Here is a 20,133-nt window from a genome sequence, read left to right as displayed (position 1 = left end):
GACCGAGCGAAGCCCTCAAGGATCTTTGCGGGTCTGCGCTGGGCGACGGAGGGTCGAGAGGTCATCCGCAGTCGGCGGTGGTGACGGCGGAGGTGTTCGGGTCCGCGGTCAGACACTGGCTGCGCCCACTGCTCCGGGTCCAGATCTTTTCATGGGGCACGCCGTCGAACTCCATGAACCAGTACTGCCCCGGGGTGCTGTCGCCGCACGGGGCGGTGGTGACGGTGGAGGTGTTCGGGACCGCGGTCAGACACTGGCTGCGCCCACCGCTCCGGGTCCAGATCTTTCCATGCGGCACGCCGTCGAACTCCATGAACCAGTACTGCCCCGGGGTGCTGTCGCCGCACGGGGCGGTGGCGATGGTGGAGGTGTTCAGGACCGCGGTCAGACACTGGCTGCGCCCACCGCTCCGGGTCCAGATCTTTCCATGCGGCACGCCGTCGAACTCCATGAACCACTGCTGCTCCGGCGTTTGGGCCGCGGCAAGCGATGGGTTGACGAGAGCCACCCCGACCGTCGCCACGGCGACGGCCAGGGTGGTCAGACCGGCCAGCGAAAGTTTGATCACGAGGGTTCCCCTTCTCAGGTCTCGGAAGTGTCGACTTCTCAGAACTATCACTCTCTGTATTCAATTCACTGCATATAGTTAGCTCGGCGTCGCCGAGCCTCGCTGGTGGACCACCCGCATCAGAACGGCCAGTGGCGATAACCCGAGCCCCAAACGGCTCGTTGAAGGAGATCGGGGAACAACCCGGCACAAGAACCCCGCACCGCCATGCGCTACGTCAAACCCGGCGCCGGAGCCACCGCCAAGGTCACCGTGGTCCTGGCACCCCGTCGCCGTTCCCATTGACCAACTGAGTGGCGGCTTGCCGGAGCTACAGGAGTTCCGGGCCGTCTTGATGAAGGTCTTCTGCTGGTGCTTGAGGCCTGCTGCCTTGGCTGCCACCGCTGGGCCGCCGCGCCGAGTTCAGAACCGCTCTGCCCCTCCACGTGATCTCCGAGATGGGGCGTCAGGGGAGACCGGCAGTCTCACGCGACCCCGATTCAGGGCGGAAACCCCGACACGACCGCCCGGGAAAGCGTCGCTCCGACCACCGAAACCCTTGATCCCGCGAACGTGCTCACATCAGGCCCGCCGACTGCGCGGTGTGCCGCAGCAGGCGCTTCATGACAGGCTCGAATCCATGATTCGCCAGTCGACGCGTTACTCGGCTACCCAGAAGCTCCGAATGTCCGGCGCCTTGGGCCAGGACGGATTCAGTTGCCATCCGAGCGGGGGTTCCCAGCCCTCGGGACCCGGTGGTACGAATCTGATCCGGGCTGGTCGCTCGGCGCCTTCACCTCCTCCCGCTCAACCGGACAAGGGTTCTGCGCTGAAAGTGATTCGAGTTCTTGAGCCCCGCAAGGTCGGTCCGGACCTCGCCGTTTTCCGCCGCGCCGGTGAGCAGGGGATGGGGCTCCGTCACGGTAGAGTTCTGGCGGACTTTCTTCAAGGTGGACGGCATGTGTGAGTAAGGCCAATGAGCTGATCGGTGCGGCGATGGAGGCGCTTGCCGGCGAGGATCAGGCGGCCTTCGACTCCGCCGCCGCCTTCCTGGCCGACCGGGACGACGCCGATCGCGTGCTGGTGGAGGCCGTGACCCGGGCGATCTCGGGGTTGTGGCGGTACGGCTGGCAGCCCGCCGACGTGGTCAGGATCGCGGCCAGGCGGCTGACCGACTGGCACGGCCGGGCGGCGGCCGACCTCATCGCCTGGGAGATGCGGGCCTATGAACCGGCCACGGTGGATGAGCGCTGGCGCGACCAACTCGCCGGCCTGCAGGCCGCGGTGTGGTGGAAGGGCGGCTACCTGGCGGCGCGACAGGCGCGCGACGGGGCCGGCCGTCTGGTGACCGTCTCCGGTGTGCTGGAACTGCTGGGGTTGCTGACCGGGCTGCCCCGGCTGGAGTCGTTGAGCCCGCCGCCCGGGGCCGCTCGCCGTACGGTCCAGGCGCGCTCGCACGCGGTCAGCGAGAAGACGCTCGCACGGGTGCGGGCGCTGCTTGCCCAGGCGGAGTCGACGTCGTACGAGGCGGAGGCTGAGACGTTCATGTCGGCGGCGCAGAGCTTGATGGCGAAGTACAGCATCGACACGGCGATGCTGGACGCGCGACCAGGCGGAGGTGAGGCCCCGGCCGGCATCCGGGTCGGCATCGACGCGCCGTACGAGCAGCCCAAGGCCGTGCTGCTCGTTCTCATCGCCGAGGCCAACAGGTGCCGGGTGATCTGGTCGAAGGAGCTGGGGTTCGCCACCGTGCTGGGGTTCTGGGCGGACCTGTCCTGGGTGGAGATGCTGTTCACCTCGCTGCTGGTGCAGGCGCAGACCGCGCTGGTGAACTCGGGCACCAGAAAGCACGGTGCCGGCCGATCGAGGAATAAGACATTCCGCCAGTCGTTCCTGTCGGCGTTCGCCTCCAGGATCGGGGAGCGGCTCGCCGAGGCCACGGCGGCCGCGGTATCACAGGAGAGCGCCAGCCGGGGCACCGACCTGGTGCGGGTGCTGGCGGCCCGCGAACAGGAGGTGGAGCAGGCGGTCGAGCGTATGTTCCCGAACCTGGTCTCGCATGCGGTCCGCACGTCCTGGGACCGGGAGGGCTGGGCGGCGGGCCGTACCGCCGCCGATCAGGCCAGCCTCGGGGCGCGAGACCGATAGCGCTCCGGGTTCCGAATATCCATCCGCGCAGGCGTGGAGGTGACGCGCTCTCTTGTACTCCTGCCGCACAAACGCCTCCGAGGAACCTGCACGAGAAGACCCGAGCCTCGTGGCGCATGTGTCGTCGGCTTTCCGGGTACCCACACATCAATCCCCGGCCGGGTCGGGCGAAAGACGATCTCCCCCGTCGCGCCGGGCGGGGAGAATAGTGTGAGGCAATGGATCGACGCATCTTCGGTCTGGAGAACGAGTACGGCGTCACGTGCACCTTTCGGGGTCAGCGCAGGCTGTCCCCGGACGAGGTGGCGCGCTACCTGTTCCGGCGGGTCGTGTCCTGGGGCCGGTCGAGCAACGTGTTCCTGCCCAACGGCGCCCGGCTCTATCTGGACGTGGGCAGCCATCCCGAGTACGCCACCCCCGAGTGCGACAACGTGGTCGAGCTGGTCACCCACGACAAGGCAGGCGAGCGGATCCTGGAGGGGCTGCTCGTCGACGCCGAGAAGCGGCTCCGCGAGGAGGGCATCGCCGGCGACATCTACCTGTTCAAGAACAACACCGACTCGGCCGGCAACTCTTACGGCTGCCATGAGAACTACTGTGTGGGCCGGCACGGCGAGTTCGGGAAACTGGCCGATGTGCTGATCCCGTTCCTGGTCACCCGGCAGATCATCTGCGGCGCGGGCAAGGTGCTGCAGACCCCGCGGGGGGCGGTCTACTGCGTGTCGCAGCGCGCCGAGCACATCTGGGAGGGCGTGTCGTCGGCGACCACCCGGTCCCGGCCGATCATCAACACCCGGGACGAGCCGCACGGCGACGCCGAGCGGTTCCGCCGCCTGCACGTGATCGTCGGCGACTCCAACATGAGCGAGACCACGATGCTGCTCAAGGTCGGCGCGACCGACCTGGTGCTGCGCATGGTCGAGGCCGGGATCGTGATGCGCGACATGAGCCTGGAGAACCCGATCCGGGCGATCCGCGAGGTCTCGCATGACATGACCGGGCGGCGGCGGGTCCGGCTGGCCAACGGGCGGGAGGCGTCGTCGCTGGAGATCCAGCAGGAGTACCTGGGCAAGGCCAAGGACTTCGTGGACCGGCATGGCGGCGACGCGATCGCGCGGAAGGTGCTGGAGCTGTGGGAGCGCACCCTGCGGGCGGTGGACACCGGCGACTTGGACCTGGTGTCCCGGGAGATCGACTGGGTCACCAAGTACCAGCTGATCGAGCGGTACCGGAAGAAGTACGACCTGCCGCTGTCCTCGCCCCGGGTGGCCCAGCTCGACCTGGCCTACCATGACGTGCACCGCAAGCGCGGGCTGTTCTACCTGCTGCAGCGGCGCGGCGCGGTGGAGCGGGTGACCTCCGACATCAAGATCTTCGAGGCGAAGTCGGTGCCGCCGCAGACCACCCGGGCGCGACTGCGCGGCGAGTTCATCCGCAAGGCGCAGGAGAAGCGGCGCGACTTCACCGTGGACTGGGTGCACCTGAAGCTGAACGACCAGGCGCAGCGGACCGTGCTGTGCAAGGACCCGTTCCGCAGCGTCGACGAGCGAGTGGACAAACTCATCGCCGACATGTGACCGAGCGGAGTGTCAATCCCCTCAAAGTGCGGCGGCCCGACGGGGCCCTCGCGGTGCGGTAGCGTCCGGCGTCATGGTCGCGGATGTCTGGAACCGATTACGCACGGCCGCCCCGCGCGGCACCACGGCACTGATCGCCGACAGCGCTCTGGGCGCGCTCTTCCTGGCCCTGTACCTGGCCGAACGGCTCGTGGTGGCCCCCCTGCCGAGCGCGAGCCTTCCGGCCGCCCTGGCCTGCGGGCTCGGCATCGCGGCCGGCCTGGCTCTGCGGCGCCGCACACCCCTCCCTGCCTTCGTCCTCGGCGCGACGGCCCTCGTCGCCGGCGTCGTCGTCGCCGCCCCCAGCGTGCTCGCGCCGTACGCGAACCAGATCGGCGTGTACTCCGTCGGGCTGCACGCGACGCGGCGGCGGGCTCGCTGGGGGCTGGTCCTCACGATCATCTACATAGCCGCCTACTTCGTGGCCGTCCGGCCCACGCCCAGGCCCGCGTCCATCGGCGGTGTGGTGTTCGTATGGCTGCTGACCTGGCTGGTCGGGTACGGCACGGCGCGGCGGCGCGAGGAGCAACTCGCCGCCCGGCGGCTGATGCGGCGCCAGGCCGTCACCGAGGAGCGGGCGCGCATCGCCCGCGAACTGCACGACCTGGTCGGGCACACGGTCAGCCTCATGCTGGTGCAGGCCGGGGCGGGGCGGAGGGTGCTCGACCGCGACCCCGCCAAGGCCCGCGAACTCCTCCTCGGCCTCGAGCAGACCGGCCGCGCCGCACTCGCCGAACTCGACCGCGTCCTCGGCGTGCTGCGTCGCGACAGCCCGGGAGACGACGGCGAGACCGGCCAGCCCGGGCTCGCGGGCCTGCCCGAGCTGGCCGGTCGCATGACGGAGGCCGGGATCGAGGTCCGGGTCCAGATCGACCCCACACCGCCGGAACTGCCCCATAGCCTGGACCTCTCGGCGTACCGGATCGTCCAGGAGGCCCTCACGAACGCGCTCAAGCACGGCGACGCGACCTCCGCGACCGTCACCGTCCGCCACGACGGCGGTTCGCTCGACATCGACGTGCGTGACGACGGACGCGGGTCGCCTCCCGGCTACCAGCCAGGACGCGGCCTGCTCGGCATCGGCGAGCGGGTCGCCCTGTTCGGCGGCACCCTGTGGCACGGCCCGTCCGGCGCGGGCGGCTTCCGGCTGCGCGCCGTGCTCCCGTTGCCCACGAGCTCCGCTCTTTCACCCGCGGGCGCCGCCGCTTCACCCGAGGGAGGCGGCCCGTCGTCCGGTGACGGCCCCTCCGCCGAACAGGAAGAACCGGTGACATGACCGTCCGTGTGCTGCTCGCCGACGACGACGCGCTGCTCCGGGCGGGGGTGGCGGTCGTGCTCGCCACCGCCGACGGGATCGAGGTGGTCGGCGAGGCCGCCGACGGTCTGCGGGCCGTGGCCCTGTGCCGGTCCCTCGCGCCGGACGTCGTCGTGATGGACGTGCGGATGCCTGGCCTGGACGGCATCGAGGCGACCCGGCGCATCGTCGCGGCGGGGCTGCCGGCCCGTGTGCTCGTGCTCACCACGTTCCAGTACGACGAGTACGTATGGGGCGCGCTGCGCGCGGGTGCCAGCGGCTTCCTGCTCAAACGCGCCTCGCCCGAGCGGCTTATCGACGCCGTGCGCACCCTGGCCGCAGGCGACGCGCTGCTGGACCCCGCGGTCACCCGTGACCTCATCGGCCGGTTCGTGGCGAGATCGCCGGACGCGCCCGCCGCGCCGGCGCCCCACTGGTCACGGCTCGCCCAGCTCACCGAGCGCGAACGGCAGGTGCTGCGCCTCATCGCGGAGGGCTACTCCAACGAGGAGATCGCAGACCTGCTCGCGATCGCCGAGTCGACGGCCAAGACCCACGTGAAGCGCATCCTCGCCAAGATCGGCGCCCGTGATCGCGCGCAGGCGGTCGTCATCGCTTACCAGAGCGGTCACATGGGCGAGGGCCGTTCCTGAGCACGGGTACGTGTCCGGGTCGCGTACCCCCTCGGGGGTACGGGTGCTCACCCCGGCGGGGGGACGCTGCGCGGGCGGCCCGTCCGTAGCGTCAGCGGCCATGAAGGAATCCCTCAATGCCCCCGCCGGGTCGCCGGCCCGCCGCGCCGGTTGGGCGGCGATGACCGTCCTGGCCGCCGCCGTCGTCCTCCTGACCTCCCCGTATCTCACGCTCGATCCGAACGTCTTCCTGGAGCCGCAGAAGGCGGTGTACCTCGCCCGCCAAGCCTCCCTCTTCCTCCATGTGGCCGGCGGGGTGGTGGCACTGGCGCTGGGGCCGGCGCAGTTCGTGAGCCGGCTGAGACGGCGTTTCCCCGCCGTGCACCGCTTCACCGGCCGCGTCTATCTCACGGGCGCGCTGGCGGCCGGGATCGGCGGGCTGCTGCTGGCCCCGACCAGCTACACCGGGCCGGTGGCCGCTCTGGGGTTCGGCACGCTGGCGGTGCTCATGCTGCTGACAGCCGTGGCCGCCTTCGTCGCCATCCGGCGTCGCCAGGTGGACCGGCACCGGATCTGGATCACCAGGTCGTACGCGCTCATCTTCGCCGCGGTCACCTTCCGGCTCTGGCTCATCGTGCTGCGCATGTCCGGGGCCCCGTTCGAGGACGCGTACGTGTGGGGCGCATGGCTGTCATGGATGATCAACCTGCTGGTGGCCGAGCTGGTGATCAGGACGACCTGGCCCGCCGGTGGACGGCCCGTACGAACGGCGGGATGACCCCGGGAGCCCGCGCGGTTCGACCAGGCGACCTTCACCGGCGTTGCGGAGTTCAGCAGGGTGCGTGGCGGGTTCATCCTGCTGGAGCGGGCGAGCGGCACGTGTGGCCGCCAGGTCAGACCGCCCGGGCGATGCAGATGCGTGCGTTCAGTCGTGGTCCCGCCTCGTAGAACATGTACTCCACACCGTCCTGGGTGCCGAACGACGGCGCCGCCACCCTGCCGTTGTCCGAAGGGATCGGGGAGTGGAAGACGCCGAGGTGCGTCTCTCTGTCGAAGGCGTTGCCGACCTCGGTGATCCGCATCCTGCCGTCGTTGCCGTGATAGGCCACGTAGGTGGTTCCGTTGCGCTTGACGAGGGTGGCGCCGGAGATGTCGGTCAAGCCGTCGGGCTCGGGGTTCACCAGCGGGGTCGCGCTGAACTGCCAGCCGTCCCAGCCGTTGGGCGACCAGCCGTAGAAGATGCGACGGCCGTTGCGCAGCCCCATGAAGATCATCACGTACTTGTTGTTCCGGCCGGGCAGCTGATGCTCGAAGACCCGCGCGTAGGAGGTCTCGGAGGTGCCGGGCACCAGGCGGGTGCTCAGGATCGGGGTCTCGTTGGTGAAGGTCACGCCGTCGGTGGAGCGGGCCACGCGCGTGGTGAAGTTCTCGCCGTGGAAGTAGCAGAAGAACTGCCGGGTCGCGGCGTCCCAGGTCACGTGAGGTGAGGACACGTGTGAGACCGTGGTGGTCGGCAGGCGGTTGTCGATGAGCGGGTTGCCCGAGTAGTCGTCGAAAGGGCCTGCCAGGGAGTTGGCGAAGGCCACGCAGATGCCGCCCGGATTCTCGTGAGGGGCGTAGTAGAGGTAGTAGCGCGCTCGGGGATCGCTGAGCTTGTCGTACACCCCTCTGATGCAGGGGAAGATGAACTCCCCCGTCGGGTTGTGGCTGAGCGGCAGGGCCAGCGCGTCGCGCAGGTACCGGTAGGTCGGCATCCCGGCCGGGCCCGCCGCCGCGTTCGCAGCCGGTCCGAGACCCAGGCCCGCGGCCACCCCCGCCGCCGCGCCCAGCAACACGGTCCGCCGTCGCGTTAAGTGGTCCACTTCGGCTCCTTCACGCTGAGTCTTGGTGCGGATTCACACGCTCGCTCCCAGCGGAATGCTGCGTCAAGATGCTAATACGAATTACCACAAGAAGATCCACTTTTGACGGCACGCTAGCGTTTCGCCCATTGGGCCCGTTCGCGGTCTTGACGACGCGGGGAAGGCCAGGCATCTTTCTTTAAGAAGCTTTCCTAAAGTGCACTGCCCACCTGCTGGAGGACAGCGAATGCGCACGAGAAAGCCTGCGGCGCTGGCCGCCACAGCCCTCCTCACCGCCGCCCTCGTCGGCATCGCCACCCCCGCTCACGCCGCACCCACCGACTGCACCACCGGCCGGGACGGCAAGACCGTCTGGGTTCACTGCGCCGGCGGCTACGGCCAATACCGCGTGAGCATCTACGTCATCAACCCCCCGACCGGCTCCTGGCCCGAGTACGGCCCCTGCGTATTCCCCGGGCAGCGCTCGGAGTACACCCCCTACCACAACTACTCCTTCCTCGGGCCGGCGGTCGCCTACTGCTGACAAGGCCAGGGCCGCCCAGAGTGGCGTTCGATGGCCGGCACCCATCGATGAGGACAACTCGCTTTGTGCCCAGCAGGAGCGATCAGCTGGGGTCATACCGCTCCCGACCGGCTCACAGTGAGAGCCGGTACGCGGACCGCCGGGGGTGACCTGACGCTATCGCGGCGACTCGTAAGCCCTGCTGGCGAAAGCGCTGCCGTCTGCGCCGCGTTCGCCAGCCCGGACAGCACGTTCTTCGCCGCGTTCAGCCGGGCAGGCGACTGATCGAGAAAGCCCGCCAGCACCGCAAGCATCAGGATCCCGCCCGCCGCCCCGAATTACCCGACGTAGATCGACACGCCGAACAGCGCCACCCGCAGCAACACCCCATGCTCACCGCCCGGCTTGACAGTCGGCCGCCGCACCAACAGCTTCGATCGGGTACGAGAACGACGGCACGGTCTGGCGATTGGTCGAGGATTTCCCGCTGACGACGGCGGGCTCGCCTCCCTAGGACACATCAGGCCACCGACACCGCAGAGGCGCGTCAGCTCACGTACGGGCCTCGCGCTCCCTGACCGATCAGCTCACCTACGGACTCATAATCCGTGGGTCGTGGGTTCAAGTCCCACCCGCCCTACTCTCGAATACCGCGTTCGACCTGGGGTTTCTCGGTTCTCGCCGGCCTGTACCGCTTCAAAACTCCTACATGTGGCCTGATCTGGTGTTTCGTCGGATCAGCTAGGCCGCTCGGCGGTACTCGTTGATCGCCCCGCCGAGCACCTTTCGGCGCTGAATCCGCCCCTCCATCGGCACGACAATTCCCTCGTCTTGATCGGGTGGGCGTTGCCGGCGGGACTGGTGCGGACGGTGCGCGTTGTAGTGCTTGGTGTACTCGTTTAGGACTGATCGCAGGTGTCGTTCGTCGTAGATGAGCATGCGGTCGGTGCATTCGGCTCGTACCTCGCACGGGTGGCACGGCTTGATCCCCACTGCGGTGGTGACTCGCTTGACGATCTGCCCCAGCCCCATCGGCTCCTTCACAATGAAACGCGGCAGCACGGCTCGATGCGTGGGCTTCGGATCAGTCTTGTTCATGCTCGACCCAACCCGCTGTGGCGAGCCCGTACCGAACATGATCTGTCGATGCTCCACCGTGCGCGGGGAGATTTCGAGGCCGCCCAGGCCGCCCTGACCGGCGCGCTCGCGGTCTTCCGTGAGCGCGGTGCCCGCGAGTACATCGAGCTGCGGCATGCTTCAGAAGATGTCTTCACTGCCCGATCGTCAGTAGAAAGTGATCTTTGATCCCGCTTGACTGCGACTTCGCGGAGCATGTTGACTCAGCGTTGCCTGGCCACCAAGCGGTCCCAGTCTCAGCTTCAATACTCGATCGTCGGTAAGGGCGAACGTCACACCGCCTAGGTTTGCGCCATATGGCAGCCGTATTTCGCTAGCTGAGCAGGGCATATGCGTGGCCAGGTAGGCGCGTTGGTGGAACCAGCGGGCGCGGGCCTGATGTCGTCATCGCCATGCCGACCAATCGACCCTGCGGCCATGATTGAGGGTGGTTGAGGCGTACCGGAGAATCCACCGAACGGTGGATGGTGGAGCGCCCGCGCCGCCCATAATGCGGGAAAGACGCATCACAACGGGAGGCCGTATGACGACCCCCGCCTCCGGGGTGGGCTCCAGGCTGGGCCGCGCGCTGCTGCTGGGGCTGGCCGTTGCGCCGCCGGCGGCGCTGGGCGTCGCCCTGTGGGAGTGGGTGCGGCAGAACGTCACCGCGGCGGTGCTGCTCGCCGCCGGGTACGAGCTGGTGCTGCTCGCGGGCGGGTTCGCCGGGAAGGTCTTCGGCGACCTGCAGGACCGGTGGGTGAAGACCGCGGCCGACCATACGGACGAGTTGCTGCGGCGTACCTCGTCGCGGTTCGAACGCGACTACCGCCGACAGGTGCGTGAGACGGTCAGGTTCGTCGACCAGAAGGGCCTGATCACCCGGGGCGACGCCCCGGAGCTGGAGCAAATCTACGTCGACGTGAGCCTCGAATCCCGCCCGCCCCGCGAGACCGCCGGCGGCGCGCTGGTCGCCGACCTGCCGGCGATCTCCCACAAGCGCCGCTCGCTCGGGGACTTCCTGCAGCAGGGCCACCCCGCCGTGCTGGCGTTGATCGGCGCGCCCGGCACGGGCAAGACCACGCTGCTGCGGCACACCACCCTGCGCCTGTGCTCGCACGACCGGGCCCTGCCCGTCCTGCTCTACCTGCGCGACCACGCCGCGGCCATCGTCGAGCGGCCGGACGTCGGCCTGCCCGAGATCATCGCCGCGCGGCTGGGACGCCTGCGCGAGCAGGAGCCGGCCGGCTGGTTCGACGGCAGGCTGGAGCGCGGCCGGTGCGTCGTCATGCTGGACGGCCTGGACGAGGTGACCCGCGAGGAACACCGCCGCCTGGTGGTGGACTGGGTGGAGCGCCAGATCGCCCAGTACGCCCAGAACGACTTCGTGATCACCAGCCGACCCTACGGCTACCGCGAATACCCGCTCGACAGCGCGACCGTGCTGCTCGTCCGGCGTTTCACCACCCAGCAGATCTCCATGTTCGTACACGCCTGGTACCGCGCGGCCGACCGGGCCCCCGGCCCCTCCAAGGGCGGCCCCGAGGACCTGCTGGCGGAGCTGCGGCACAACACGCACCTCTACGACCTGGCCGCCAACCCGCTGCTCCTCACCATGATCGTCAACGTGCACCGCATCCGCGGCGACCTGCCCGGCACCCGCGCCGAGCTGTACGCCGAGATCTGCCGCGTCGTGCTCTGGCGGCACGACGTCAGACGCCCCGGGACCTCGCTGGACGGCGAGCCCAAGGAGCAGATCCTGCGCGAGCTGGCCTACACCATGATGGAGCGCGGCACCCGCGACCTGCCCCGCGCCGAGGTCACTTCCCTGATCGAGGCGTCACTCGCCCGCCTAGCCCCGGACGGCCCGCCGCCCTCCGCCACCCTGCTCACCGACCTGGAGAACAGCGGCCTGCTGCTCGAACGCGAGGCCGGCGCCTACTCCTTCTCCCACCAGACCTTCCAGGAGTATCTGGCCGCCGCGCACATCCACGACCACCCCGACCTGCAGCCCGGGCTACCCGCCGCCGTAAACGACCCGTGGTGGCGCGAGACGATCCTGCTGTACGCGGCGCGCGCCGACCCCACCGCCATCGTGCGGGCCTGCCTGCTGTCTCGTACCGTGCCCGCTTTGGCGCTGGCCTTCGACTGCATGGACGAAGGCCGCCCGATCGCCCCGCGGGTCCGCGCCGAGCTGGAAGGGCTCCTCGACACCCCGCAGGACGGCGACCCCGAGCGGGACCGGCTCCTGTCGGCGGTCGTGGTCACCCGTCACCTACGCGACGTGGTCCGCGTCAGTGACCAGGTGGCAGTGTGCTCCCGCCCCGTCACCCCCGACCTTCACCGCCGGTTCGGCCTTCCCTCGCTGACCTGGCCCGAGGACGTCGAATACTTCCTCTCCGTGGTCAACGACCTGTTCCCCGGCGGGCCCGCCTACCGGCTCCCCACCCGCGACCTGGCCGCCGACCCAGCCTTCGCCGTCATCGCCGACCCGGCCGCGCGCCCCGTCTGGGTGGCCGAGCCCGGCGGGCCGCCGGACCTGCACGCGGCCGACCCGCTCCGGCACCCGTTCACCGCCACGCCGCAGGAAGTGGCCGACCGGGTGCAGGAGGACCTCAAAGACGCCAAGGTACGCGACACCGCGCTGCTCGCCTGCCTCCTCTACCGGGTCTACATGTGCAAGGCCCTGAACAGCAACGTTCCCTACCAGGAGCAGTTCGGCAACCTGTTCCAGCTCGCCGAGTTCGCCGGGAATCCGCGGCGGGCGCGCGAGCGCGAGCTGGTCAAGACCGACCTGGACGACTCCGGGTCGTACCATGACCGGGTCCTGCGGTTCGTCTACGACCGCACCGACCTTCTCAAGTCCGACATCGACCAGGTCCAGAGCCTCGTACACGGCCTCACCCGCGACCGCCGACTGGCCGACGTCCCCGACGTCGATCTGGCCGAAGCGCGGCGCGCCTGCCTGATCGGCGGTATGGCGATCTTCCTGTGCCGCTGGATCGCCACCAACAAGCAGGCCCCCGTCCTGGAGATCCGGGCCTCCGCGTCCGCCTCGATCCTGCAGCCCGACCGGGGCCGGCCACTCAGGCTCTTCCAGCTCGTACGGACGTACCTGCTCAAGTTCGGGGCCCCTCCGCTGCCTCCGCAGGCCCTGCTGGCCGCCGTACGGGACGGCGTGGCGGAGCTGTCCCGGCTGACCGGCCTGGGCGGGGACCGGGTGAACCTGGAGGGGGCGGGCACGGAGGCGCGCATGGCCTACGACGTGGCCGCGTCGCTGCGGGCCGTCGCCGAGGAGGGGCTGGCCGGGCCGGGGGCGTTCGACGTCGAATTCGTCCGCTGCGTGCGGCTGGGCGCGCTGGCGGTGGCCGCCGGGATCATGCACAAGCCGGCGCTGAAGTCGGTGGCCAGGAGCTTCTGGGAGATCGCGGTCGGGATCACGGCGCTCGAACGCCGCGCCACGGACCCCTCTGCGGACGCGCTCATCCTGGTCCGCTCCTGACCTCATTAGCGTCACTCACCACGACGGCGATGGAGGCGATCAGCACGGCCTCGCCCACGTTGCCCGCGATCGGCAACGCTGGCGGCGCCCGCGGTCGCCAGGAGCACGACGGCGCCCCAGAAGAACCGGGGCACGCGTCGCCGTACCCACAGGAACTCGGCGAACGCGGCCACGACGCCGACCGCTACTGCGCCTGCCGAAAACTCCATCCATGCATGTCAAGCCGGCTCTACATCGCTTGCGACGCAACTACAAGTCATCCTGGCGAGCAGACGAACATCGCCCGGGCCAATGACTGCTCGGTGGCTGCTCGTACGCGTTCAATTTGCTGTGGGCTGGGGCCTCGCCACGAAATCCTGGCCCTACACGACCGTGCTGAGATAGGGGGCAAATGGCGCATAACGATGATCGCCAAGAACGCATAGTTGCTCGGTGGTTACTCGCGTGTACGCGATACGGCGCGGCATCCATCACCGCTTCCCGACACGACGGCGGGGAGAATTTCGGCCACAGCGCTAGAAAACAGCACTCCGCAGCACTGAATGGCACCCAGGGAACCTACTCATAATCCGTGGGTCGTGGGTTCGAGTCCCACCCACCCTACTCACTGTATGAATCTAGATCACAATATATTTCCGTGGTGTGTACATAACCTCGTCGAAGCGCTAGCTCGGCTGTCAACGGCATGCCGGCGGGCACTAGCGAAGCACGTGCCCCGTCAATGAGACGCCTTCAAGGCTGAGCCGGATGTCCCGCGCAAGCGGGTTTCGACGACCCTGCCCCGCTCGCAAGACCGGCACCACCCCAGGCACAGACGAACTCACCGGGCTGCACCTCTGAGCAGCGCCCCCCAGACCCGCTCCGCCTCGGCCGCCATCGTCCACGCCGTCTCGTGGATCACGCCATCGGCGGAACGCCGGACGAACGCCAGCCCGCCCGCGACGCAGAACTCGTACCAGGGGCACGCAATGACTACACGTGTGCCGGCGCACCCGAACCCACCCGCACCGAGCGTCCGGGCTCATCCACGCGAGCCGCTCGTGACCCCTCCGGAGACGGGCCACGTGGAGGCCGTGATACACCTCCAGCGGGTCCTGCACCCCGCTCATCGCCGACCCTCCGTACGAGGCAGCGCGAACCAGGCCGCCTTGCCCGCCAGTCCAGGGCACGTGGCGAACCCCTGCGGGATGCAGCCATACAGCCCGGCCGACAGCTCCGCCACGATCAGCAGCCCCCGGCCGTTCTCGGCTTGAGTATCCGCACTCCGCAGCATCGGGCGGACGGCTCCGGCATCGACCACCATGCAGACCACTTCGACCGAATCGACCCGCACCACCAGCTCGTACGGCGCGTCACCGTACAAAACCGCGTTGGTGACCAACTCGCTGACCATCAGAACGGCGTCCTCCACGAGATCCCGCTGCAGGCCTATCAGCAGGAGCGCGCGCCGGACGAGGTCACGGGCATCACCCACCGCCCGAGCGTCGTCGCGAAGCCGCCAGACCATGCTCTGCCCAACAGAGCTTGAGTGCTCCGCCACAGCCGTCTCCGCCATGTTCACTCTCGCTTTCGTCCACACAGGCGCCGCGTAGCCATCAACGGATCGATCGAATCGACGACATCGGTGGCCACGGCGACAATTCCGGGAATCGGGCCTGTTCAACGTGCTGACAGCAGATCGCAACGCCTGATTTGCTGGCAACGAGCAGCAAAGACAGCGGGAGGTACACAGGTGACTACACATAGAGAGCAGAGTCGCGGACGCCCGGGGAAGGCACTCGACCCGGGGGCGTCCCTCCTCTCCGCGCTCGGTGCCAAGCTGCGTGAGCTGAGGAAGGCGCGCCGCCTCACGCTGATGTGGCTCTCCGAGATGACCGGCTACTCCTGGCAGCATCTGGGTGCGGTGGAACGAGGCGATGTCACTCCCTCTGAATCCGTGATCAACTCGTGCGACTCGGCCTTGGGAGCCGGTGGTCTCCTCTGCGGCATGCTGCCGGGCGTCATCAGAGAGCAGGCTCACGTACGGCACAGCAACGAGGCAGCCCGCCGGGCCGGATGCGCAGGCTCAGACCTCCTGGCGGACTGGGGACGGCTTCTAGCTTGTAGCAATAAAGTCTCGACGATCACCTCTGCCGTGGTCGACGACGTCGAGGCCATCACCGCACACCAGCGCCACCTCTACCACGAACTGACCTCCGCGCAGATGCTGGCCTCGGTCGACGGGCATCTCGGTGTGCTGCTCTCTCTCCTCGGCTCGCCCTGTACCGACTCTCTCCGCCGACGCGTCGCCTCCGCTGCCGGAGAAGCGGCCGGCTTCTCCGCCTGGATCTGGTACGACCTGGGTGACCACTACAAGATGACGCATCGCTATGCGACGGCGGCACACGCGCTGGCCGAAGCTCACAACCTCGGCCTGCGTGCGTACGTGGTCGCATATCAGGCCCTCACCGCGGACGCCGCCGGACGCACCGATGACGCGATCCGGCACGCGGCGACGGCACTGGACATGGCATGCCGCACGGTGAGCGCGGTGACGATGTCATGGTTCCACTCCGTACATGCCACGACCCTGGCTCGTGCGGGCAACGGCAAGGAGGCGCGCGTGGAGCTGGGGCACGCGCACGACGCCATGGACCTCGCCGGTGAGGCCCGCGACGAGTGGATGTACCTCTTCGATCGCCAGCGCCTGCTGGGGTACCAGGGCGCCTGCCTGTTGACGCTCGGGGACCCGCTCGGAGCGGTACAGGCTTTCGAGGAGGCCCTCGATGGAGTGCCACCTGCTTGCGTGCGCCGACGGGCCGAGATCAGCGTGGATCTGGCAGAAGCCCTGGCGCGCCGGGGAGAGACGGAGGAAGCCGTCCGGATCGCGCGGGAGGCGGCCAGCGTGCTCATACAGCGCGGCTCGGTCTCCGGCGTCGGGCGAGTGAAGCAGTTCCGGGATCGGATGGCGGCTGACGGCCACGCGACTGCGGTTCGTGATCTGGATGAGTTCGTCCGATCGTGGAAAGGGTGAGCCGGATTACGGCGGATCTCGTCGCGCATGCTGCCGTGTCCTTCGACGCGCTGCAGTCGGTGGGCGACACCGTCTACTGGATCGAGGGCAGGCCGGAGGGCGACGTCCTGGTCAGGTGGTCTCCAAGGGCCGGTCGGCGGGATGTGCTGCCGAAAGGCTGGTATGCCGCGTCCTACGTGCACGAGTACGGAGGGGGCGCGTACGTCGCCGACTGCGGTGGGATGTGGTTCTGCAACGCTGCCGACCAGCGGATCTACCACTGTCAGGAGGGTCGGACTCCTCTCCCGGTGACGCCCGTCCCCGAAACGCCTCACGCGCTGCGCTATGCGGACCTGCGGCTGATTCGAAAGGTTGGGAGGCTGGTATGCGTCCGCGAACGGCACGAACCCGACGCCGTCCACAACGAGCTCATCTCCTTGCCGATCGACGGCTCAGCCGAACCTCGGGTCATCGCCTCTGGGCGTGACTTCTACATGTCCCCCACGCCGAGCCCGGACGGCCTGCTCTTGGCATGGGTGTCGTGGGACATCCCGCTGATGCCCTGGGACGGCTCCTGGCTGTGGCTCGCCGAGGTGCAGCCCGATGGAACGCTCGTGAACCGGCGGCTCATCGCGGGGGGCGAGAACGAATCGGTCTGCCAGCCGCAGTGGGGACCTGACGGGGTTCTTTACTTCGTGTCTGACCGATCAGGCTGGTGGAACCTGTACGCGTGGCGAGACGGTGAGTGCGTTCCCGTAGTCAGCGGAGAATTCGAGCTCGCCGCCGCCCCATGGGAGTTCGGCTATCGAACGTACGCCGTACAAGAGAACGGGATCATAGCCATAGTCCAGCAAGGACCCGAGCACTACCTCGCCACGTGGTCGCGAAGCGGGGTCATGAACCGGGTCGCGATGCCGTACACCTCGATGAAGCCCTACATGGGCGTGACCGGGAAGGATGTCATCCTGATCGCCTCCAGCCCCAACAGGCTTCCGGAGATCTCCAGAGTAAGTGCGGAGGAAACCTCGATCAGTACGCTCGCGTCGGCGGGGTGGTCAGAGGGGCGCCGCTCGTTCTCCCAACCGCAGCGTTTCACGTTCCCCACCCGGGACGGGGCTGTGGCACACGGGCTCTACCATCCTCCAGCGACCGCGACCAATCAGCCCTCGCCTCTCCTCGTCCGAGCGCACCCGGGGCCCACCTCGAATTGGCCGCTACGGCTGGACCTCCACGCCCAGTACTTCACCAGCCATGGGTTCGCTGTCGCGGACATCGACTATCGCGGAAGTACCGGATACGGACGCGCATACCGGCTTCAACTGCGCCATCGCTGGGGCAGGATCGATGCCACGGACTGCGCCGATGCCGGACTTCACCTGGCGGCGGCAGGGCTGGCCGACCGCGACCGGATCGCCATCTGGGGCGCCAGCGCGGGTGGACTCACGGTGCTGTCCGCGCTGTCCTCGACAGAGGTGTTCCAAGCCGGAATAGCCAGATCCGCGATCATCGACCCGAATGCCTGGGGCCAGAGCGCGCCCAAATTCCAGGCACATCACGCGGCACTCCTGGCAGGCCATCTCGACGATTTCGTCTCCACGCGCCCGCTGCTCTTGATCCATGGAGATGCGGACCCCGTCACTCCCCTCAATCAGGTCCGCGCACTCTCCGCCCGGCATCCTGACATAACGCGTTTGATGGTCATTCCGGGGGCCGGCCACTCGTTCCGCCGGGCAAGAGACATTGCGCGCATTCTCGCCGCTGAACTCGACAGCCTTTCTCCCCTGCTGTAACCGCCATTCAGGTCAACACCGCCATCTAACCTGCCTTCCGAAGCGGCTGAAGCTAGGTCGAAGCGGAGACGTGCCGCCTCATACGCGGCTCCGGCACCCGCCGCCACGAAGATGAGCCCGAGTTGCCTAGGAACAGCGCCGCGCTGCCTGGAGCCGGGCAGCCAGTGTCCGTCCGCCGATCCGCAACACGCCCGCCATGTCAACTTAGCGTAATGGTATGGTCGCTGTCAGGCGACGGTCGTGGACCTCGACCACGAATGTGAGTCCTTCAGCGCTGACTCACCAGGCGCGCATGCCGGGCAGACCCGGAGGGGACACATGGGCTTTTGGGGCACCTACATCGTGGCGCGTGCGAACCAGCCGCTGACTGGGCTCCCGGCACTGCGGCAATCGGCGGCCAACGTCAGCTGGCACTGGCAGGGACCAGACCGATGGCGTGCCGTGCAGGTCGACCGCGGCCCCGCCGGCTGGGACTCGCCGACCCTTCCCCACGCCTGGGACGGCCTGCTCACAGGGCTGATGCAGCAGGCAGGACACCCGGTCCTGGCAGCCGTCATCAAGCACAGCGAGGGCGCCCAGCTCCTCGGCCGCAGCCCCGTGGCCGGCCACTGGGGCGGCTGGCTCATGGCCGACGGCATCACTTGGCGCTCCCTGCCCGCCGACGGACCAGCCCAGTCCTGGGACGAGAACGGCGAGCAACATGCCGAGAACCCCGCCGCGTACCAGCGACGCCGCCAAGCGGCCCTCGACCACCTCTACACGGCTGCGGGGCCGCCCGGCTCCGCAGCCGCACCATCAGCCCTCGCATGGGCCACAGAAGCCGGCCTCACGCCCGACCCCGCCGCCGTAACCACCGCCCTGGACGCCAAAGGCGTCTTCGCCGAGGACGTGCTCTTCCAGCTCCTAGCCGCCCTCGGCATACCAGACCTCCCCACCGGGTACCACAACTAGCCGTATCTCCGACTTGACAGCCCACCCCCGCCACACCCAGGCGACCGGCCAGGAATTCACCAAGGACGCGCTGGACCGGGCCTTTGAACTGACCCAGGGACAACCCTGGCTGGTCAACGCTCTCGCCCACGAGATCATCTTCAAAATGGCGGTATGGCGACCCAGCGCAGACGACCCGCAGCCTGAGGGTCTGGCCCAGCTCGACCGCTACCTCGACCGGCTGACCTTGCCCACCGGCGTCCTGGTCATCTTCGACCGCCGCCCCGAAGCGTCACCCTGGAAGGAACGCGGCGGCTTCGAGCAGGCGACCACCCCGTCCGACCGCCAGGTCACCGTTCTGCGTGTCTGACAGTGCCTTGGTTTCTGCTGGGCCGACAGGATGCCGCGTACTCGCGATCGTCAGCCTACGTACGAGTCGTAGCCGAGTTTGATCGCGACCGCCACCCCGCACGCCGCGGCCACATACCGCAGGCTCTGGCCAGGCATCCGGCGGACGATCTTCGGCCCGAGCCACCCGCCCAGCAGGAACCCGGCGGCCAGCGGCACCGCCGCCCCCCAGTCCACCGGCCCGAACAACGCGAACCCCAGCCCGGCCACGGCGTTCGCCAGCCCGGACAGGACGTTCTTCGCCGCGTTCAGCCGGGCCGGTGACAGGTCGAGAAAGCCCGCCAGCACCGCGAGCATCAGGATCCCGCCCGCCGCCCCGAAGTACCCCATGTAGATCGACACGCCGAACAGTGCCACCCGCAGCAACACCCCGTGCTCGCCGCCCGGCCTGACGGTCGGCCGCCGCACCAGCAGCAGCGAGGCCCCCGCGATCAACCACGGGGCGATCAGCTCGAACGTCCGCGCCGGGGTCACCAGCAGCAGCAACGCGCCCGTCGCCCCACCGAGCGCGGTCACCCAGCCCAGTCGCAGCACCCGGCCGCCCTGTCCCACCAGCTCCGGCCGCGACCCGACCGCCGCGCCCACACTGGTGAACATCAGCGCGACGGTGTTCGTGACGTTCGCGGTCAGCGGTGGCAGGCCGAACGCGAGCAGTGCCGGGTAGGAGATGATCGACGCCAGGCTCACCACCGTACTGACCACGCCGGCGGCTACACCTACCCCGAGCAGGCCGAGCACATCACCGACGATCACTCGACCATGCTAGGCCGTGCCCGTTTGCGCAGACGCGACGGGTA

At 68.7% G+C, this 20,133-nt stretch carries 16 protein-coding genes and 1 pseudogene; 12 read left to right on the top strand and 5 right to left on the bottom strand.

Annotated elements, in window-relative coordinates; genetic code table 11:
- Positions 1-61 precede the first annotated feature (61 nt).
- Positions 62-568: a ricin-type beta-trefoil lectin domain protein gene (locus tag ACQP2T_RS22780; protein ID WP_433518115.1), complete on the bottom strand. Its 507-nt coding sequence runs from the start codon at positions 566-568 to the stop codon at positions 62-64.
- Positions 569-1,510: 942 nt separating this feature from the next.
- Here ACQP2T_RS22780 and ACQP2T_RS22775 point away from each other — a divergent pair.
- The 5 genes from ACQP2T_RS22775 (at position 1,511) to ACQP2T_RS22755 (ending at position 7,015) form a co-directional block, all read left to right on the top strand.
- Positions 1,511-2,695 carry a DUF2786 domain-containing protein gene (locus tag ACQP2T_RS22775; protein ID WP_433518114.1) on the top strand — a complete coding sequence of 395 codons (1,185 nt, stop codon included), beginning with the start codon at positions 1,511-1,513 and terminating at the stop codon, positions 2,693-2,695.
- Positions 2,696-2,913: 218 nt separating this feature from the next.
- Positions 2,914-4,272, top strand: coding sequence for a Pup--protein ligase (gene pafA, locus ACQP2T_RS22770; protein WP_433518113.1), 1,359 nt, complete (start codon positions 2,914-2,916; stop codon positions 4,270-4,272).
- A 73-nt stretch (positions 4,273-4,345) separates the two neighbouring features.
- Complete coding sequence (locus tag ACQP2T_RS22765; RefSeq protein WP_433518112.1) at positions 4,346-5,587, top strand: sensor histidine kinase; 1,242 nt, start codon at positions 4,346-4,348, stop codon at positions 5,585-5,587.
- A complete protein-coding gene (locus ACQP2T_RS22760) occupies positions 5,584-6,258 on the top strand; it encodes a response regulator transcription factor (protein WP_355382691.1) in 675 nt (224 codons plus the stop codon). The genes ACQP2T_RS22765 and ACQP2T_RS22760 overlap by 4 nt, the downstream gene beginning before the upstream one ends.
- Positions 6,259-6,358: 100 nt before the next feature.
- On the top strand, positions 6,359-7,015 hold the full coding sequence (locus ACQP2T_RS22755; protein WP_433518111.1) for a DUF2306 domain-containing protein: 657 nt from the start codon (positions 6,359-6,361) through the stop codon (positions 7,013-7,015).
- A gap of 115 nt (positions 7,016-7,130) precedes the next feature.
- Here the strand turns inward: ACQP2T_RS22755 and ACQP2T_RS22750 are convergent, their stop codons facing one another.
- Positions 7,131-8,099 carry a hypothetical protein gene (locus ACQP2T_RS22750; protein WP_433518110.1) on the bottom strand — a complete coding sequence of 323 codons (969 nt, stop codon included), beginning with the start codon at positions 8,097-8,099 and terminating at the stop codon, positions 7,131-7,133.
- A 226-nt stretch (positions 8,100-8,325) separates the two neighbouring features.
- Between ACQP2T_RS22750 and ACQP2T_RS22745 the strand changes: the two genes are divergently transcribed.
- A complete protein-coding gene (locus ACQP2T_RS22745) occupies positions 8,326-8,622 on the top strand; it encodes a hypothetical protein (protein ID WP_433518109.1) in 297 nt (98 codons plus the stop codon).
- A 720-nt stretch (positions 8,623-9,342) separates the two neighbouring features.
- Here the strand turns inward: ACQP2T_RS22745 and ACQP2T_RS22740 are convergent.
- Complete coding sequence (locus ACQP2T_RS22740; RefSeq protein ID WP_433518108.1) at positions 9,343-9,855, bottom strand: integrase core domain-containing protein; 513 nt, start codon at positions 9,853-9,855, stop codon at positions 9,343-9,345.
- Between the two features lie 406 nt (positions 9,856-10,261).
- Between ACQP2T_RS22740 and ACQP2T_RS22735 the strand changes: the two genes are divergently transcribed.
- Positions 10,262-13,216 carry an NACHT domain-containing protein gene (locus ACQP2T_RS22735; RefSeq protein WP_433518107.1) on the top strand — a complete coding sequence of 985 codons (2,955 nt, stop codon included), beginning with the start codon at positions 10,262-10,264 and terminating at the stop codon, positions 13,214-13,216.
- A gap of 1,105 nt (positions 13,217-14,321) precedes the next feature.
- Here the strand turns inward: ACQP2T_RS22735 and ACQP2T_RS22730 are convergent.
- Positions 14,322-14,690 carry an ATP-binding protein gene (locus tag ACQP2T_RS22730; protein ID WP_433518106.1) on the bottom strand — a complete coding sequence of 123 codons (369 nt, stop codon included), beginning with the start codon at positions 14,688-14,690 and terminating at the stop codon, positions 14,322-14,324.
- Between the two features lie 381 nt (positions 14,691-15,071).
- On the opposite strand from ACQP2T_RS22730, the pseudogene ACQP2T_RS22725 reads away from it, so the two are divergent.
- The 5 genes and pseudogenes from ACQP2T_RS22725 to ACQP2T_RS22705 form a co-directional block, all read left to right on the top strand.
- Positions 15,072-15,131: pseudogene (locus ACQP2T_RS22725) on the top strand (hypothetical protein); the annotation flags it as partial.
- Positions 15,132-15,203: 72 nt separating this feature from the next.
- Positions 15,204-16,229, top strand: coding sequence for a tetratricopeptide repeat protein (locus tag ACQP2T_RS22720; RefSeq protein WP_433520031.1), 1,026 nt, complete (start codon positions 15,204-15,206; stop codon positions 16,227-16,229).
- Entirely contained in the window at positions 16,226-17,998 is a 1,773-nt protein-coding gene (locus ACQP2T_RS22715) for a prolyl oligopeptidase family serine peptidase (protein WP_433518105.1), read from the top strand. Before ACQP2T_RS22720 ends, ACQP2T_RS22715 begins: the two co-directional genes overlap by 4 nt.
- Before the next feature lie 318 nt (positions 17,999-18,316).
- On the top strand, positions 18,317-18,949 hold the full coding sequence (locus ACQP2T_RS22710; RefSeq protein ID WP_433518104.1) for a hypothetical protein: 633 nt from the start codon (positions 18,317-18,319) through the stop codon (positions 18,947-18,949).
- Positions 18,950-18,962: 13 nt separating this feature from the next.
- The gene (locus ACQP2T_RS22705; RefSeq protein ID WP_433518103.1) at positions 18,963-19,298 is read left to right on the top strand and encodes a hypothetical protein; all 336 of its coding nucleotides are present in this window, start codon (positions 18,963-18,965) and stop codon (positions 19,296-19,298) included.
- Positions 19,299-19,348: 50 nt separating this feature from the next.
- Here ACQP2T_RS22705 and ACQP2T_RS22700 read toward each other — a convergent pair whose 3' ends face one another.
- Complete coding sequence (locus ACQP2T_RS22700; protein ID WP_433518102.1) at positions 19,349-20,089, bottom strand: sulfite exporter TauE/SafE family protein; 741 nt, start codon at positions 20,087-20,089, stop codon at positions 19,349-19,351.
- Between the last annotated feature and the right edge of the window lie 44 nt (positions 20,090-20,133).

Source organism: Nonomuraea sp. CA-143628 (assembly GCF_050942315.1).
In the GTDB taxonomy this organism is placed as follows: Bacteria; Actinomycetota; Actinomycetes; order Streptosporangiales; family Streptosporangiaceae; genus Nonomuraea.
Note: the sequence above shows the minus strand (reverse complement) of the source record. Positions and strands in the feature narration are given on the sequence as shown.

Excerpts from the sequence above, each read along its gene's own strand:
- ACQP2T_RS22740 (WP_433518108.1), bottom strand. The coding sequence starts at position 9,855 with ATGCCGCAGCTCGATGTACTCGCGGGCACCGCGCTCACGGAAGACCGC.
- pafA (WP_433518113.1), top strand. The coding sequence starts at position 2,914 with ATGGATCGACGCATCTTCGGTCTGGAGAACGAGTACGGCGTCACGTGC.
- ACQP2T_RS22710 (WP_433518104.1), top strand. The coding sequence starts at position 18,317 with ATGGGCTTTTGGGGCACCTACATCGTGGCGCGTGCGAACCAGCCGCTG.
- ACQP2T_RS22720 (WP_433520031.1), top strand. The coding sequence starts at position 15,204 with ATGCTGCCGGGCGTCATCAGAGAGCAGGCTCACGTACGGCACAGCAAC.
- ACQP2T_RS22760 (WP_355382691.1), top strand. The coding sequence starts at position 5,584 with ATGACCGTCCGTGTGCTGCTCGCCGACGACGACGCGCTGCTCCGGGCG.
- ACQP2T_RS22755 (WP_433518111.1), top strand. The coding sequence starts at position 6,359 with ATGAAGGAATCCCTCAATGCCCCCGCCGGGTCGCCGGCCCGCCGCGCC.
- ACQP2T_RS22735 (WP_433518107.1), top strand. The coding sequence starts at position 10,262 with ATGACGACCCCCGCCTCCGGGGTGGGCTCCAGGCTGGGCCGCGCGCTG.
- ACQP2T_RS22765 (WP_433518112.1), top strand. The coding sequence starts at position 4,346 with ATGGTCGCGGATGTCTGGAACCGATTACGCACGGCCGCCCCGCGCGGC.
- ACQP2T_RS22745 (WP_433518109.1), top strand. The coding sequence starts at position 8,326 with ATGCGCACGAGAAAGCCTGCGGCGCTGGCCGCCACAGCCCTCCTCACC.